This is a genomic window from Bradyrhizobium sp. LMTR 3, assembly GCF_001693485.1.
In the GTDB taxonomy this organism is placed as follows: Bacteria; Pseudomonadota; Alphaproteobacteria; order Rhizobiales; family Xanthobacteraceae; genus Bradyrhizobium.
In genome coordinates, this window is the sequence record NZ_MAXC01000055.1 from 143785 (window position 1) to 159444 (window position 15660).

Below are 15660 nucleotides of genomic sequence, written 5' to 3' on the forward strand. Positions count from 1 at the left end.
CCGATGATACCCGCCGAGTTCCCGGCGGCCAGCCAATATGAGGAGAGGATGCCTCCGATGATCGGGGGCGTGATGCTCGACGCATTGCTGCGCCACGTCAGCCTCGGGCATGAGGGCGGCGGACGCCGAAACACATCCACCGGCAAGGCCCTGTTCGAGCGCGCCTGCCGGAACTTCATTCGGTCGAGATCGGTATCATTAAGTGTTGCCGCACGCCGGATGCATGATCCTGAACTCGCCGCCGGGCGGGCGAGGCAGAGTGCCCGGCCGGATGCTATGCGTCGAACGGCTCATCTTCTCTCACCACCGGCAAGGTAAAGCGGAACGTCGAGCCGCCGCCCGGACGAGGCATGCCTTCAATTTGTCCACCATGCGCCTCAACGATCGTCCGCGAGATCGATAAACCGACGCCCATGCCGTGTGGCTTCGTCGTTGAAAATGGCTGAAACAGCTTGAGCGCCATATCCTCGGAAATACCGGCCCCGGTGTCATCCACCTGCACGGCGATCATTCCTTCGTCCGCCGGCTTCGTGCAAATTGTCAGCTCTCGCTTGTTGCACTCTTCCATTGCTTCGATCGCATTACGCATCAGGTTCACGAGCACCTGCTGCACCTGCACCTTATCGGCCACCACAAGTTCGACGTGCGGGTCGAGATCGAACGACACGCGCACGCCTTTTTCCTTGGCCCCGACAAGCGCCAAGGCGGCCGCTTCCTCGATGAGCTTGGTCATGCTCTCAATTCGCTTTTCGCTCTCGCCGCGTCCCACAAAGTCGCGCAAGCGCCGGATGATCTGGCCAGCGCGCAGCGCCTGGCCGGCGGCCCTGTCCAGGCCGTCGCGAACGACAGCCATCTGTTGACTGTCGCTCCCACTAAGCAGTCGTTGCGAACCCTTCAGATAGTTCGTGACTGCCGATAAGGGCTGATTGAGTTCGTGAGCAATCGCAGACGCCATCTCGCCCATCGCGCTTAGGCGTGACACATGAACGAGCTCTGATTGCAGTGCTTGCAAGCGAGCCTCCGTTTCTTGTCTCTCGGTCAGATCGCGGATAAATCCGGCAAAGAATCTGTGGCTGCCCGACCACAACTCTCCGACGGCTAGTTCGATGGGAAAAGTCGAGCCATCCTTGCGCTGGCCAGCGATCGCCCGGCCAGCTCCAATCGGGTCCCGCTTCCCGCTTTCAAGGTAGCGCTTGATGTAGCCGTCGTGCTCTTCCCGGTACGGGGATGGCATGAGAAGCTTCACATTTCTTCCGACGGTCTCGGCAGCCGTGTAGCCGAACATCCGTTCAGCAGTGGCGCTGTACGATTGGATGATACCGCGCTCGTCGATCACAACAGTGGCTTCTGGAACGGTATCGATAATCGCTCGCAGATGAGCTTCGCGCGTCGTCGCCTGTTGCCGCGCCAGGCGCAATCGTTCTCCGATCCAAGTCGCGCCGAGTCCGATCAGAGCGAAAACCGCGCCATTGATAATTTCCGGCCAGCCAAACGCGACGAATTTGCCAATAAGGAGAAAGACGAGCGGAACGCTCAGCCCGGTGGCCAGGATGCCCGGACCGAAACCGCCGACGCCTGCCGCGAGCAGCACCACGGGCACGAAGAAAAGGTAAGGAGCCTGGTCCTCGAGCAGTGGCATAAGAGCCAGCCGGCTGACGAAAGCCACAACGAGTCCGCCCAAAACTACCGCGTGCAAGGCTATGTGGCGGCCCGGGCGCGCGGTATCTAATGACCAGTTCCACGCCGCTGCCCCCTTCGATCGCATCAAGGCCCCCACCACTGGCAGAACCGAATTGCCCGTCGCCTCACACTTTCTCTTTTTCCAAGCGGAAGCTGGACGCACTTATTTTGAAGTTTATGGACAACCGATCTTCCCATTGTTGTGCCAGCTCAATCACGTAAAGATTTTATGGAGACTCTCCCAAAGCTGTCCTACGCCCGAGGCGATCCGGGTGTTCAACGGGTCGCGCAAGGCAGATCGGGGTCTTCACGTGACCTCTTTAAGGGGATGCGCAAGCACCGGCCGAGATGGAAGCACCGGAATGGACCAGGTCGTTACCCCAAACGGCCGCTTCTTCGTCGGCTACACCTGCGGCACGGACAGTTGACGCCCATCTGGGTGTTACATCTCGGCGCAACCAATCTGGCGAAGCAGCGCCCTCGCATCGGCGACGAACCTGGCCGCCGCAATGCCGTGAAGGTGCCTGGGGTTTCCGGCCAGCGGGCCGCCGCAGCAGTTCTGAAATTCAACCCGCTTGCGCCGCGATCCAGCGGGCTATTCCGGCAGACCAAGGTCGGTGCGACGCCACAATCGCAAACTCCCCTGATCCCGGCCCCGGTATTGCTCCTGGCGCAGTCAGCAACCAGGCGGCAAGCCTATCATCGCCGCTCTCCTCGCGTCGCGATGGTTGACCGTCGGCCTTGCTGCCGGCAATGCTCGAACTGCACCCAATTATGGCTGAGGTCTATTCCTCGGCTTGCTCCTCCGCATTGGCGCCGGTGGTTCCGGCCCAGTGATGACGGAGGCTTTCGATATGCAGATCCAGGTCGCGCTCGGAGAAGGCGATCAGATCACTGTGACCGAACGCTTTGGAATAATCCAGCACGGAGATGATTTCAGGCACAATGCGGAGCAGAACAACGTTGTCGGACGAAGGTCTCGGCACCGCGCGTTGAGCAACACCGTCGGTCGTGGCCGATGGCGGCGAGGCCGCATACTCGGGATAGCGCTTGAGCCGCAATGCGGAAATGTAGTCGAACTCGTCTCGATCAGCGACCGAGCTTGCCCTTGCGGCCAACGAGAGGCCCTTGATGTCGCGCGGTTGCGGTGAGTCACTGCTGATTGCGATCGAGACTCGCGGGTCTCGCAGAATGTTCGCGTATTTCTGCGCATTTCGAGCTACGAAGCAGTACAGCAAAAAGCCGTCATTCACGTAGCCAACCATCGTCGCTTGTGGCCATCCGTCCCGGCGATTGGTGGCGATGGTCATTACCCGATGCTCATTGAGCAGTTGTAAGACCAAATTCTTCAATCTTCGATTCACCGGCAGCTCCGCCAAAACGGCGTATCTGATAAGAGGGAGAAAGCGATAAGGCCTTGATCTGAATCAAGCGACGGCGCTGGTCGGCGACACGGCGTTAGAATTCACGAAAGCCGCCATCCGGATTTCCTGCCAAGCTCCGACGAGGCGCGCCCTTGCCCAACAGCCTCCTATTGACTCTTCGCGATGGACCGCCGGAATAGGAGGAGACTCGCCGTAAAGAAGACGAAGCCCAGCCCCGCGACGGTCACGAATTCCGGCCAGATGATATCGATACCTGCGCCGCGAAAAACCACTGCCTGGGCAAATGCCATGTAATGGCGCGATGGCAACAGCCACGTGAACGGCTGGACGACAGCAGGCTGGCTTTCGACGGGACTCATGCCGCCCGACAGCATCACCATCGGCATGACCGTCATCATCATCAAAAGGGCGAACTGCGCCATCGTCCGCGCAATGGTTCCAAGAAAGATACCAAGCGCTGCGGCGGCAAAGAGGTAGATCGTCGTGCCTGCGAGCAGTAGAGCTTTTGACCCTGCCATGGGGATATCGAGCACACCTCCGACGATGAACAGCATCGACAGGGTGAACGCGACGAGGATCACCAGCCCGTTCGCCCAGACCTTGGCCATCGCGATTTCGAACGCGTTCAGCGGCATGACCAGAAGATGCTCGATCGTGCCGTGCTCGCGCTCTCGCAGCAGCGCCGCGCCGGTCAATACGATTGTGAGCATCGATAGCTGGTCGAGGAGCGCCACAATGGCGGCAAACCATTTCTGCGTGCCGTTGGGATTGAAGGCGCGACGCTGCACGACCGATACCGGACTGCTTGCCGGCCGATCGGCGCGGTCGAGGTATTTCGTGATCTCGGCGGCCAGGATGTTCTGAATGTATCCGGCGCCGATCCCGGCTTGCATCACCGCCGTGGCATCGATGTTGAGCTGGATTTTCGGCTGTCGCCCCCGGCGCAGGTCCGCCTCGAAGCGCGGCGGAATGACGACCACGAAGATATATCGGCTCTGATCCATCGCCTGGTCGACCGCACTGGCCTCGATCATGTCGGGGCGTTTGAAATAGGGTGGATACAGCGCGTTGTTCAGGCGACGCGACAAAGCAGAGTGATCCTCGTCAACGATAGCGATCGAGGCGTTGTTGACGGTGTCGCCCATGCCAGTCGCGCGCTGTGTGATCGAGAACGTGAACGACCAGACGATAAATGCAATCATCAGCACATCGCTGAAGACGCTGCGGATCTCCTTGTTACCGAGCCAAAATATGTTGGCCAGCGTTCTCAGCATTAGGCGTCCTGCTTCTTGAGGAAGGCCGCGGCGGCGAGGACGAAGACCGGTATGAAGGCAGCAAGCACCAAAAGATCAGTCGCGAGGTCACCGATCGCCAGACCTTTGGTAAAAGCGCCGACGCTCAAATGCATGTAATAGGTCGTGGGCCACAACGTGCCCATGAGCCAAGCCCCGCCTTCAAGGGTCGAGACAGGCTGCAACATGCCGGAAAACTGCATCGTCGGCAGCATCGACAGAATCGCGCCCGCAAAGACGGCCGCAACCTGGCTCTTTGTCACGGAGGAGATGAGCAAGCCGTAGCCGGTGGACGCGAACAAATAAAACAGCGCGCCGATCGACAATCCCAGCAGGCTTCCCTTCAGTGGGACCTGCATCAAGAACACCACCAGCAACGTCAGAATGATGAAGTTGACCATCCCGATGAGAACGTAAGGAAGCTGCTTGCCGATCAGGAATTCAAATCGGCTGGTGGGCGTAACGTAGAAGTTCGTGATCGTGCCAATTTCCTTCTCACGCGCGACGCTGACCGCTGCGAGAATCGCCGGAAAGAGCAGCAGCAACAGGGCCGGTACTGATGGTCCCATGCCGTAGATGCTCTCAAATGACGGATTGTAGCGGTAACGCGGTTCGACCGAGCCGGATGCAGCGGAGCTTGCATTGATTCCACTCTCGCGCGCGAACGTACTCAGGAACTGCGCATGCGCACCCGCCACGTAGCCTTCAATCGTCCCTGCCCTGACAGTATTTGCCCCATCAATCCAGGTGGAAACTTGCAGCTTACCGAACCTCTTGAGGTCACGTCCAAAGCCGACCGGGATCTCGATGGCCAAGGTGATGTCGTTCGATTTCAGGCGGCTTTCCAGCTCGTCACCGCTTCGGATTTCCGTGCGCTCGGTGAAATAGCGCGAGCCGGAGAAGTTGCGAAGATACGCCCGGCTTTGTGGCGTTTGGTCCAGGTCGAGGGCGGCGTATGTCAGGTTCTCGACGTCCTGGGTGATTCCGTAGGCCATAATGATGATAAGGATGACGCTGCCCAGAAAGGCGAAGGCAAGCCGCACAGGATCGCGCATGACCTCGATCAGCTCACGATAGCTGTACGCGAACATGCGCGCTGGGCTGAAACCCCAGCGGGTCTGTTTCGGGCTGGGCGTTCCCCGGATGTCGCGGGGAGAGCCATCTGCTGCTGCGAGCGAGGCGATGGAGTCCGCCTGCGCGGTCTCGCCAATCGCGTCCTCGATGTAAGCGATGAACGCCTGATCGAGCGTTTGGGCATTTTTTGAGGCGATGATCCGTCGAGGCGCGTCGTTGATCAGGACCTTCCCGGCATGCATGAGCGAAATGCGGTCGCACCGCATGGCTTCATTCATAAAGTGCGTCGATATGAAGACCGTCACCTTGTCTTTGCGTGACAGCTCGACCAGCAGCTCCCAGAACGCGTCCCGCGCCACGGGATCAACACCGGACGTTGGCTCATCAAGGATCAACATCTCGGGTTCATGGACAATGGCGACGGCAAGCGACAGGCGCTGACGCATTCCCAGTGGCAGAGAAGAAGCCTTGGCATCGGAATGCGCGCGCAAGCCAAAACGGTCGATGAGACTCGTGATCCGTTGGTCGGCCTTCTCGGGGGGAAGATGAAACAGTCGGGCGTGGAGCTTGAGATTTTCGGCAACCGTCAATTCATCGTAGAGCGAGAAAGACTGGGACATGAACCCGACGCGCTTGCGCGTCTGCTGATCGCGCGCGTCGACAGGATTGCCGAACAGAAGGGCCTCGCCTTCCGTGGCTGGCAACAAGCCGGTCAGCATCTTCATGGTCGTGGTCTTGCCGCAACCATTGGAGCCGAGAAACCCGAAGATTTCGCCTTCCTCGATGCCGAAACTCACATGATCGACCGCAGTGAAGTCGCCGAACCGCCTTGTCAGACCCCTGGCGACAATGGCCGGCTTTCCTTTCGGTTGCTCGAGCGGCGGAATGATGAGCTCGCCTTTGCCGCGGTGCTGTTCGCCGGGAAGCAATCGCACGAACGCCGTCTCGAAGTTGTCGGTGTCCGCCTTGCGCTTCAGGTCCTGCAGCGATCCGGAGGCGAGAATCCGGCCTGCCGTCATCGCGATCAGCCAGTCGAATTGCTCCGCCTCTTCCATATAGGCAGTCGACACAATGACGCTCATGCCCGGGCGCTCCGCCCGAATGGCGCCGATCAGTTGCCAAAACTGGCGGCGGGAAAGGGGATCGATGCCCGTCGTCGGTTCATCAAGGATCAGAAGATCGGGGTCATGAATCAGCGCGCAGCACAAACCCAGCTTCTGCTTCATCCCACCTGATAACTTGCCGGCAGGCCGGTCAAGAAACGCATGCAGCCCCGTCGCTCTCGTCAAGCGGTCAATGCGAACTTGCCGCTCGGCGCGCGCCTGTCCGAAGAGCCGACCGAAGAAGTCCAGGTTCTCCTCTATGCTGAGTTCCTGATAGAGGTTCTTGCCAAGGCCTTGCGGCATAAAGGCGATACGCGGGCCGACCACCTTGCGGTGATCTGCCGACGCGATGTCTCCGCCCAGTACATGCAGGCTGCCGCGTTGAAGCTTTCGCGCGCCCGCGAGCAGACCAAGGAGCGTCGACTTGCCGACGCCGTCGGGACCAAGCAGGCCGACCATTTGCCCCGATGGGATGTCGACGCTTACATCATCAAGCGCGCGGACTTTCTTGTAGATGTGCGTAATGGCAAGAGCGCGCGCAACAGGTTGGGTGTGGTCGTTCATGACCTCACCGCTGGCTGCTCGCGATGGCCGCCGCATCCGGCGGTAGTTTCTTCAGGAAAGCAGGCCATTCCGGCTTTGGTCCGCCATCAAGGCGAACATAGCCTACCCCCCGCACGCCGGTCTTGACCTGCTCAATGTGTTTGCGCACGAGCTCGGCGGGCACGGCGATCTTGACGCGGAACATGAGTTTCTCGCGCTCGCTGGACGTCTCGACCTGCTTGGGCGTGAATTGCGACTCGGGAGAAACGAAGCTCACGGTCCCAGGCACGGCGAAGTCCAGGATGTCGAGCTTGATCCGCGCCTCGCTGCCAATATTGACGCGATGCGCCTGACCGGAAGGCAGAAAGATTTCCATGTAGACGTCGGCAAGATTGACGAGGGTCAGAACCTTTCCGCCGGCACTGAGCACCTCGCCCGGTTCGGCGAGACGAAACAGGACGCGCCCGATGGTCGGCGCCTTGAGGACGCAATCACCGATTTGAGTCTGAATTTCCTGGACGCCCGCCTGGGCCGCATCGACAGCGCGCTGCCTCGATACAAGCGTCGCTTCGGCCGCCTTGAGCACTGCCTTGGCGACATCGCGCTGGCTGATCCGCGTGTCATGAAGCGCTTGGGTGACCGCGCCTTTTTCGACCAGACTAGCCGATCGATGAACTTCCTGCTCCGTCAATGTAAGCTGCGCCTTCGCCTGGGCAATGAAAGCTTCTGCCGCGGCGACTTGGCTTTCGGCGCTTGCCACGTCAGCTTTGGCGCGCAATAGCTGCGCCTGGAGTTGTGAGGTGTCGATTTGCGCGACGACCTGTCCGGGTTGGACCAGGTCTCCCTCCCTGGCGAAGATGTCCGAGACGCGGCCGGGGATTTTCGTTGAGACGTCCACCTGTACGGCTTCAACCCGACCGTTGCCCAAAGCAATCTCTTTGGGGATTGCGTCGACACCGGTGCGGCTGAACAGAGAATAGTAAGCCACGCCACCCGCTATCGCGACAGCGATGAGGGTGGCGGCGATGAGGCGATAACCAAGTTTCTGAACAACGGATGCGAGGGGCATGAGTCGTATCTACTTACGCGGCGTCTTCCAACGTTGATCGATGTCAAAAGACCACACGATTTGACGCCGCCGACTATCTCGACACCGAAGAGCGTCAGGAGGCAGTCGGTCATCTTTGTTGCTGTCCATGGTCCCGAAGATTCGTCCGTGAACCGCCTGAACCTCCGGCTATGAGATCGTTCCGTGCATGCTGGCCCAACTCCAAACCATCCAGTGGGAACGAAGCGATAGAACAACTCAATACCGCCAAGTAGAATTAGAACGACCCGTCCATCGCGGGCACAATCTGGATGAAGCCTTGACTAAGACTAGTGTCGTTCAGCTTCAGCCTCTTGTTCCAACTGCAAGATGCGCGCTCGTAAGGCGTCGAACGTCTCCTCAGCCGCCTCGCTGAACAGCGGATCCTGATGATTAGTCAAGGCAGACGCGATCTCATTCCAATCCTGAGGCTCCAAAGCCTCGAGGGCGGCGGGAAAGAAATCACGATCTTCCATCATGATGTGGTGCCGCTCATGGTCTATGAAATCACGAACGATGTGATCCACATTCTGCCGAAGGACCTCACGATCCGCGAGGACACCGTCGACCGCTTGAGCGACGCGGCGCAACCGCTCAGCCCCTTTTTGGTGCTCTAGTGCGAGGTCACCGACTTTGGCGGCCGCAGCGGGATCGCGAAGTTCTAGCTTGGCGAAGACCAAGTCTTCCTGGGGATGATGATACACCTCCGGATAAATTTCGAAATAGCTAATGATCGCGCGAATAACCTCGTAGTCGGGGCGGCCCCCGCGATCGAATATCTCGAGTTCGCGCTCAAGAACAACGAGCAGCGCCTCAATGTTGCGATGCTCTCGGGATAAACGCTCAATGATCGCCATGGCCTCCAATGAACCATTGAGAAAGGCGTTCCGATCCTTATCGACGCTCCCGATGTCGTCCCGCAGCTTCGCCCTTTCAAGCTCTACGAGATCACCGCAGCCCTCGCAGGCAAATTGCGTTTCGTTCTCGTAGTCATCGCCCGAAGAATGAGAGCGATTAACGTCAGCATTGTCCTGAGTTGCCACCGCGTCGCCGAACATGGCACAGTGGGGACAATAACGATCAGCGGCTTTGCTGAGTTGGCGTACAAACTCCTTACGAAGGACTTCTCCTTGCCAAGCCGTGCCGTCGCTCTTGACGAGCTTTCTGGCCCGCGCAACAGCATGGCTTTCAGCAGCGTCGTCACCGATACGGATCGTCACGCCCAAGTGGAAGGGGCACACCGCTATGGCATGGGTGGTTTCCAGCGCGAAATGCACGGCGGAACTGAGATCATCCGCGTAGCTGTTTACGGACATGTGATCCTCCTGCTCAGATCACGGAATGCCAAGGAGGTCGAGCCCCCACCCTCAACAGCATTCGGCAGACAGGTTCTTCGGCTACACCGCTTTTCCTAGCGCGCTACGGCAACCGTGTTCTTGATGTAACGCAAAGGAACTCCACATTGATCAGCGGCTCGTCCAGGGACGAACCCTGCTGGACCATCGTGCTTTGCTCGAGTCCTGCGAACGACCAGTACGCAAGCCGCTGACCGCCGGCGCTCCAGTCAGTCGGGCCGCCGAAGCGCTGACTTGAACAATCGCAAGGATTTTCCATCTGAACGCCTCGTCCATCGATCGCCTCCCATGCTGGTAACCATTCCGCTTGGCCACCGGTGGAACGGGGTAGCTTTGAGCTATCTCAACGTTTCCTGCGCTGCAATGAGACATTTTGAAGTTTGTGCGTGAGTCAGACATTCGCCTAAGGCGTGCTCGGTGAGCACGAATAGTGCAATGGACGCCTACCTGCTGCTGCGCTTTGCCCATCTGCTCGGCCTCATGCTTATGTCGGCCGGCCTCGTCGGCGTATTCGTCTCTGATATGCGTTCGCGCCAAGTGCGCGACCTGAACCTTTTCGCGCAGGCGGTGACCCTGATCGCCGTGTTCTACGATGGGCTAGTCGTTCCAGGGGCGCTCCTTCTGCTCGCCAGCGGCACGTGGCTGATCGTCTCCTACCATGGTGGATGGGACTTTCTGAGTGTTCCGTGGCTTGCCGGAATGGTCTTTCTCTTCGCCTTCGAATTCGTTGAGGGGAACACGATCACGCGCCTCTACTTCATGCGGCTGCGGCGTCTGACGCGCCAGGCAATCGCTGCAGGAGGAGTGACCGCAGAGCTTGCGCGAGCGCGCAGCGAGCAGCTCGCGTCGTTCACGCATTTCTTGGACATTCCGATACTGGTGGTGATTGTCTCGCTTGGAGCACTTCGACCAAGCGACTGGATGCAGTTCGTCTGGGCGACCGCGCTCGCGGTGGCGATCGCTTCGGGACTGAACTACGCAATCCCGCGCATATATCCCTGGAGCGGCGAGGATCGACCGCCCGCCGAAACCCCAAACAGCTTAACCTAGATCCCCCACGCGCTGCCTCGTGCCACGGCTGCGGCATGAGCCAAGAGATCAGCCTTGTCGGCCGCGCGCATGCCGCCAAACTGGGCTGTTCAAGATTTTGATCCTCGTCAAGATCACGCGCCCTCTCGAATGCGAAGCTTCATCAGACCGCTTAGCGGGATGACGGTAAATGGATCAGCCACGGCTACGGGCACGTTCCCTCAACGATCATCCGACGCCGGGGACGTCCTCGCCTCGGCAACGTCGTCGAAGCCGGCCTACCGTCTCCCGGTACGGCCATTTCCTCATCATTGGAGCGCTGCTGGTGGCGGCGGGATGGGAGATATTTCGGCTGCTGCTTGCCGTACTCACCCTAGATTAAAGGATAGCTGTAATGCGTGCATTCATCATCTCATGCCTGTTCGGCACTCTTGCTGCGGTCACGGCAGTTCAGGCACAGCACATTGGCGATCTTCGGCAAGGGCGTCAGCTTGCACTTGATGTCTGCGCCTCATGTCATGCTGTACGCGCCGGCGAGTTCCAATCCCCGCTCGCCACAGCGCCGAGCTTCGAAGAAATCGCCGACACGCCAGGGATGACCGCGGCGGCTCTTAACTTCTGGCTTACCGCCCACGTACATCGCACCATGCCGCTTCTCATTCTCTCGTCGCAACAAGTTCGTGACGTATCGACCTACATTCTGAGCCTGCGGGACTAACGCTCCAAGCCCTTGATGTAGGCTACGAGATCCGTAATCTCGGAGCGCGAGAGCGAGAGGTTCGGCATGCGCGAGTGATGGGGGCTGGCGAGAAAAGTTGCGAGCGTTGTCTCGTCGAAACGTCCGCCAATCTCAGCGAAGGTAGGGACAGTGTCGGAGGCTCGTTGCTGCCCGGGCGCGATCATATGGCATTCGGCGCACCAGCGCTCGGCAAGCCGCTGGCCGTTCGCGCTATCGGCGGCCGCCGCGTTGCCCGCCGAGATCAACAGGAAGAAGATAGCGAGGCCCAGGCCCGCGCCCCCTCCACTCTCAAGCTGCATCGCGCCCTCCTTTCCGTCGCTCGCCAATGCGCCCATCGTTCTACTGTTATGACCGCGAGTTCCAGATCGCGGTCGAACGGGGCGGTTCTTATGGGCTTCCACTCCATTAACAACCTAGTTGGGCGTTCGAGAGCGTAGTTGAGCGAAATCAATGATCTTTCCAGACTGTTGCTGTGCCGCGGCGCCGGCTGGCGACTGCTAACGGAAGGACATCGCAAGATCGGCTCCCGAAGCGAACCGCCAGACTAGTGCCCCAAAACATCTGTCGGGTTGGCTCGGACGTCGCGCAGTTGCACCGATACAGCGTTTGACCCAAATCAACGTGCTTTGCAGATCGTGGGGTATTCTGAAGTTCGCGGAATCAAAGGGAGATGCGTCATGCGAGCCCGTCAGATCATGACAAAGGACGTCATTACCGTTACGCCCCACACGACCATTCTGGATGCCGCCAACATCATGTTGCGTTGTCACGTCAGCGGCTTGCCTGTCCTGGATGTGGACGGGACGCTGCTCGGCATGGTCTCCCAAAGCGATTTCCTTCACCGCAGCGAGATCGGCACCCCGCGCCGTCGGTCCAGTTGGCTGGATATCTTTGCCGGTCCTGGTCGCGCGGCCGAAGACTTCGTCCATGATCGTGGACGCAAGGTGGAGGATATCATGACACGCGATCCGATTACGGTCGGAGAAGAAACCCCGCTGGACGAGCTCGTGCGGCTGATGGAAAAGCACGACATCAAACGGCTGCCGGTGATGCGTGGCAAGGCACCCGTTGGCATCGTTACGCGATCGAATTTGCTCCAGGCGGTCGCCGGCATGGCCCGCGAGATTCCGGATCCCACCGCCGATGACGATCATATCCGCGACCGCATCATGCGAACGGTCTCCGCAACAGACTGGAAGCCGGCCGGATTCCAGGTGACAGTACGAAACGGCATCGTGCATCCGCATGGGCTGATCTTCGACGATCACTCCCGACGGGCGGCGATCGTTGCCGCCGAGAATACCGAGGGCGTCAAGGAGGTGCATGACCATCTCTGCTTCGTCGACACCTATTCCGGCTTCTACATGGAATCGCCTGAAGACATGAAGGCCGCCAGCTGAGCGACGGGAATGTACTCGTCATGAGATGCCCTCATGGCCACACCGCCAATGATGGCTGCGCCGCATCTCTTCGGATTGTCACTCACCGGAATTCGATCATGTTCAGAAATCTGCTGGCCCACATTCCCAGCGAACGACCACCAAGACCGGTTATCGAGGGTTCGGTTTCCCTCGCTCACGCCTGGGGCGCTCATCTCGATGCATTTTCGGTCGGCTACGTGACTGCCACTAACGTCCCGGTGGTCGCCGAAGGTGGAGCCGCGGTGGCTGCGATATTCGAAGTCGAAGGCGAACGTGCGAGAGAGCGCGCGGAGTCGCAACTAGGCGTCTTGGAGGTGGAAGCCAAAAATGCTGGGATACCCTGTTCCAGCCGCGCTCTCGTCGCCATGCCCGCCGATGCAGCGTCGATCGCCGGCGCAATGGCGCGGCTTTACGATCTCACGATCGTCCTGCAGCCGGAATTTGATCGCGAGACGTTCGACAATGCCCTTCCGCAGGAAATCCTGTTTCAGGCGGGCGGCCCGGTGTTGTTCATGCCCTACACCTTTCGCGGCGCCTTCACGGCCAGACGCATCGGAATCTGCTGGGATGGAAGCCGGCTTGCGGCGCGCGCATTACGCGATGCGATGCCGCTGCTTCGGCGGGCGGACGCGCTTACCATCATCGCCGTCGCGAACGGAGAGGCGCCGCCGGTCGAATGTACAAGCGAGCACCTGCTCCGACATCTGGCACGGGCAGGCCTTCCGGCGAGGATCGCGTCGTTCACGGCAGACCGATCAGACATTCAACCCGGCCTATTATCGATTGCAGCGGATGAAAGCCTCGACCTGCTCGTCATGGGAGGCTATGGCCATTCGCGTTTGCAGGAAATCGTCCTTGGTGGCGTCACGCGCGAAATGCTGCGGTCAATGACCGTACCAACCCTGATGTCGCACTAACAATGGCCTGGATTGTCCGCCTTCTTCTGATGATCGCGGCGCCGATCACGGCGCTGTTTGTGGCGCGCGACGCGCTAAGCTTTGGAGTGCTCCAGACTTTCGTAGCCACGATCCTGGTTGCGGGATTTGTCGCTTTGGCCGCTGTCTGGCGCCTACGCCGCGGTGGCTGGCACCCATAGCGCCGCCGCGAACGCTCCAGCCTGCTCAAGGATATTCCAGGGTGCCGCGCTGCGATCGACGGCTTCATCCTCGTTTACGGAAATCACGCCAGCAATTGACCGAGCCGCAGGTTATTTCACCTCCTGGCTCAAGCATCGCTCCAGAGCGGAGAGCAATTGTACCCGACCGACAATGCCGACAACTTTCCCTGCCCGCACCAGCAGCACCTGAGCGATCCGGTGATCATCCATCCTGTTAACGACGTCGTCGACGGTGGCGGTCTCGTCCAGGCATACAGGACTTCGGCTCATGACGGCATCGACCCGCAAGGCGTACATTCTCTCTCTAACCACCTGGCCCTCCTCTCTTCCGAACAACCATTCGAACCAGAACCCCTCTGGACAGCTTACTCCCAGTTCCTGACGATGCAGAAAGTCACCCTCGGAGACCAATCCAACCAGGGCACCAGCGTCGTCGATCACGGGCAAGCAACGCTGATTGGTCTCGAGCAAGAGACGCAGGTCGTCGAGCACCGATGTGGTTGGTTTGACGGTCGCGAACGAACGTCGCATGATTTCGGTTGCCAACATGATCACCTCACTGACGAGGCTAGCGAAGGCGCGGAGCGCCGCTCTCCAAATCGGGACACCTACTTCATTCTGCGAATTGCGCGGCGCGTGATGTTTGACCTGCATCAACAGGGAGCGGCAAGCGGGCGGTTCCCGATGAAATGACCGAGTATGAAGATGCGCTGAGTTTGATCTGACGCAGAAAGCGCGGTCAGAAGCTGGAGGCGATCAAGCCCGAGAAGAAGACCTCCGTAAGAGCCGCCTGATCGCCTTGGTCATCTGATCGGTCTCACCCCGGATTGCACATGCAATCCGGGCGCGTTCATTTGGTCGAGGCCCATTTACGTCGTACCGGATATGGATGACCACGGCACGTGAGAAAGCCCCAGGGCGGAACCTGGGGCCTTTCGTTTAGTGACTGCTTGCGAACACTGACGTCAGTAGCAGACCCGCACCCGGCGCCATCTGTAACCATCCCAGACGGTACGACGCTGCCAATAGCAGCCACGATAACCGTACGGTCCATAGTAAGCCGCTGGCGGATAATAGACCGGCGCCGGATAACCATAATAGTAAGGCGGTGGCCCCCAATATCCGCCTCCTATCGCTGCACCCACCATGGTGCCGACTGCCAATCCGCCGATGATGCCGGCCGCTGCGCGCCCATTGCGCGCGTCCGCGCTCGTCGGCGCCATCAGCGAAGCGGCCAGCAAGCCGGCTATGGCAACTGCGTTCAGTCTTTTCTCATCCTCATCCGAGCATTCTCCTGACCAACAACACGCGGGAATGTTATCGGCGGGAACCGACGTGAGCTTGCGCAAGATCAAACTGACGGCGCGTTGTCGGAGCTAGGTTTGCAGCGCATTCAATGCCGACGAATAATGAAGGCTGAGCCCCCCGCGACGGCCCGATCTTCCCATCGTGCACGCTTGCTCCATCGCAGGGACCGTTATCTTGGCGCAACGCTTGCGGAAGAGTTGGAAAAGCTGCGCGTAGCCGATCTTCAGGAGGATCAATTGCCCTGTCGTTCGAACGCCGATCTTCCCTCCTCAGTTCGCGACCATTTGCCCGCACATGCGGAAGATATCTATCGTGAAGCTTTCAATCATCCCTTTGCTGCCTATGCGGGAGACACACGGCGGGAGGAGATCGCTTATCGTACGGCCTGGGCCGCAGTGAAGAAATCTTATTATGTGAAGCTTGACGATCATTGGGTACGAATAGAAGGCACCGCTTGCCACCAGCCACAGACATTGAATGGAAGCCGTTGTCGGCAAATCTGATCGGCTTGAAAAAGATGGAAGCCT

Annotated in this window: 14 protein-coding genes; 5 read left to right on the forward strand and 9 right to left on the reverse strand. The window is 59.4% G+C overall.

What is annotated here, in order from left to right; translation table 11 throughout:
- Positions 1 to 274: 274 nt before the first annotated feature.
- The 6 genes from LMTR3_RS34880 to LMTR3_RS39710 all read right to left on the reverse strand — a co-directional run bounded on the left by LMTR3_RS34880 (position 275) and on the right by LMTR3_RS39710 (position 9480).
- Positions 275 to 1666 carry a PAS domain S-box protein gene (locus tag LMTR3_RS34880; protein ID WP_349643840.1) on the reverse strand — a complete coding sequence of 464 codons (1392 nt, stop codon included), beginning with the start codon at positions 1664 to 1666 and terminating at the stop codon, positions 275 to 277.
- A 799-nt stretch (positions 1667 to 2465) separates the two neighbouring features.
- Positions 2466 to 3044, reverse strand: coding sequence for a pyridoxamine 5'-phosphate oxidase family protein (locus LMTR3_RS34885; RefSeq protein WP_084030011.1), 579 nt, complete (start codon positions 3042 to 3044; stop codon positions 2466 to 2468).
- A 167-nt stretch (positions 3045 to 3211) separates the two neighbouring features.
- Positions 3212 to 4339, reverse strand: a complete 1128-nt coding sequence (locus tag LMTR3_RS34890; protein WP_283809348.1) for an ABC transporter permease — start codon at positions 4337 to 4339, stop codon at positions 3212 to 3214.
- On the reverse strand, positions 4339 to 7098 hold the full coding sequence (rbbA, locus tag LMTR3_RS34895) for a ribosome-associated ATPase/putative transporter RbbA (RefSeq protein ID WP_065749481.1): 2760 nt from the start codon (positions 7096 to 7098) through the stop codon (positions 4339 to 4341). Before rbbA ends, LMTR3_RS34890 begins: the two co-directional genes overlap by 1 nt.
- A 4-nt stretch (positions 7099 to 7102) precedes the next feature.
- A complete protein-coding gene (locus tag LMTR3_RS34900; protein ID WP_065749482.1) occupies positions 7103 to 8146 on the reverse strand; it encodes an HlyD family secretion protein in 1044 nt (347 codons plus the stop codon).
- 308 nt (positions 8147 to 8454) lie between these two features.
- On the reverse strand, positions 8455 to 9480 hold the full coding sequence (locus tag LMTR3_RS39710) for a hemerythrin domain-containing protein (RefSeq protein ID WP_245320141.1): 1026 nt from the start codon (positions 9478 to 9480) through the stop codon (positions 8455 to 8457).
- Positions 9481 to 9954: 474 nt separating this feature from the next.
- Between LMTR3_RS39710 and LMTR3_RS34910 the strand changes: the two genes are divergently transcribed.
- A complete protein-coding gene (locus LMTR3_RS34910; protein ID WP_084029989.1) occupies positions 9955 to 10569 on the forward strand; it encodes a DUF2269 family protein in 615 nt (204 codons plus the stop codon).
- 373 nt (positions 10570 to 10942) lie between these two features.
- Positions 10943 to 11266, forward strand: a complete 324-nt coding sequence (locus LMTR3_RS34915; protein WP_065749483.1) for a c-type cytochrome — start codon at positions 10943 to 10945, stop codon at positions 11264 to 11266.
- Here LMTR3_RS34915 and LMTR3_RS34920 read toward each other — a convergent pair.
- Complete coding sequence (locus tag LMTR3_RS34920; protein ID WP_065749683.1) at positions 11263 to 11586, reverse strand: c-type cytochrome; 324 nt, start codon at positions 11584 to 11586, stop codon at positions 11263 to 11265. The two genes, LMTR3_RS34915 and LMTR3_RS34920, sit on opposite strands and share 4 nt — an antisense overlap.
- A 378-nt stretch (positions 11587 to 11964) precedes the next feature.
- Between LMTR3_RS34920 and LMTR3_RS34925 the strand changes: the two genes are divergently transcribed.
- The gene (locus tag LMTR3_RS34925) at positions 11965 to 12687 is read left to right on the forward strand and encodes a CBS domain-containing protein (protein WP_065749484.1); all 723 of its coding nucleotides are present in this window, start codon (positions 11965 to 11967) and stop codon (positions 12685 to 12687) included.
- A gap of 98 nt (positions 12688 to 12785) precedes the next feature.
- Entirely contained in the window at positions 12786 to 13625 is an 840-nt protein-coding gene (locus tag LMTR3_RS34930) for a universal stress protein (RefSeq protein ID WP_065749485.1), read from the forward strand.
- A gap of 290 nt (positions 13626 to 13915) precedes the next feature.
- Here LMTR3_RS34930 and LMTR3_RS34935 read toward each other — a convergent pair whose 3' ends face one another.
- Positions 13916 to 14479 (reverse strand): CBS domain-containing protein, encoded by a 564-nt coding sequence (locus tag LMTR3_RS34935; protein ID WP_349643843.1) that lies wholly within the window; start codon positions 14477 to 14479, stop codon positions 13916 to 13918.
- 311 nt (positions 14480 to 14790) lie between these two features.
- Positions 14791 to 15048 carry a hypothetical protein gene (locus tag LMTR3_RS37180; protein ID WP_084030012.1) on the reverse strand — a complete coding sequence of 86 codons (258 nt, stop codon included), beginning with the start codon at positions 15046 to 15048 and terminating at the stop codon, positions 14791 to 14793.
- Positions 15049 to 15207: 159 nt separating this feature from the next.
- Between LMTR3_RS37180 and LMTR3_RS40165 the strand changes: the two genes are divergently transcribed.
- Positions 15208 to 15636 carry a ChaB family protein gene (locus tag LMTR3_RS40165; RefSeq protein WP_349643841.1) on the forward strand — a complete coding sequence of 143 codons (429 nt, stop codon included), beginning with the start codon at positions 15208 to 15210 and terminating at the stop codon, positions 15634 to 15636.
- The last annotated feature ends 24 nt before the right edge of the window (positions 15637 to 15660 follow it).

Coding starts and splice junctions, on each gene's coding strand:
- LMTR3_RS34890 (WP_283809348.1), bottom strand. CDS start 4,339: ATGCTGAGAACGCTGGCCAACATATTTTGGCTCGGTAACAAGGAGATC.
- rbbA (WP_065749481.1), bottom strand. CDS start 7,098: ATGAACGACCACACCCAACCTGTTGCGCGCGCTCTTGCCATTACGCAC.
- LMTR3_RS34900 (WP_065749482.1), bottom strand. CDS start 8,146: ATGCCCCTCGCATCCGTTGTTCAGAAACTTGGTTATCGCCTCATCGCC.
- LMTR3_RS39710 (WP_245320141.1), bottom strand. CDS start 9,480: ATGTCCGTAAACAGCTACGCGGATGATCTCAGTTCCGCCGTGCATTTC.
- LMTR3_RS34910 (WP_084029989.1), top strand. CDS start 9,955: ATGGACGCCTACCTGCTGCTGCGCTTTGCCCATCTGCTCGGCCTCATG.
- LMTR3_RS34915 (WP_065749483.1), top strand. CDS start 10,943: ATGCGTGCATTCATCATCTCATGCCTGTTCGGCACTCTTGCTGCGGTC.
- LMTR3_RS34920 (WP_065749683.1), bottom strand. CDS start 11,586: ATGCAGCTTGAGAGTGGAGGGGGCGCGGGCCTGGGCCTCGCTATCTTC.
- LMTR3_RS34925 (WP_065749484.1), top strand. CDS start 11,965: ATGCGAGCCCGTCAGATCATGACAAAGGACGTCATTACCGTTACGCCC.
- LMTR3_RS34930 (WP_065749485.1), top strand. CDS start 12,786: ATGTTCAGAAATCTGCTGGCCCACATTCCCAGCGAACGACCACCAAGA.
- LMTR3_RS34935 (WP_349643843.1), bottom strand. CDS start 14,479: ATGCAGGTCAAACATCACGCGCCGCGCAATTCGCAGAATGAAGTAGGT.
- LMTR3_RS37180 (WP_084030012.1), bottom strand. CDS start 15,048: ATGGCGCCGACGAGCGCGGACGCGCGCAATGGGCGCGCAGCGGCCGGC.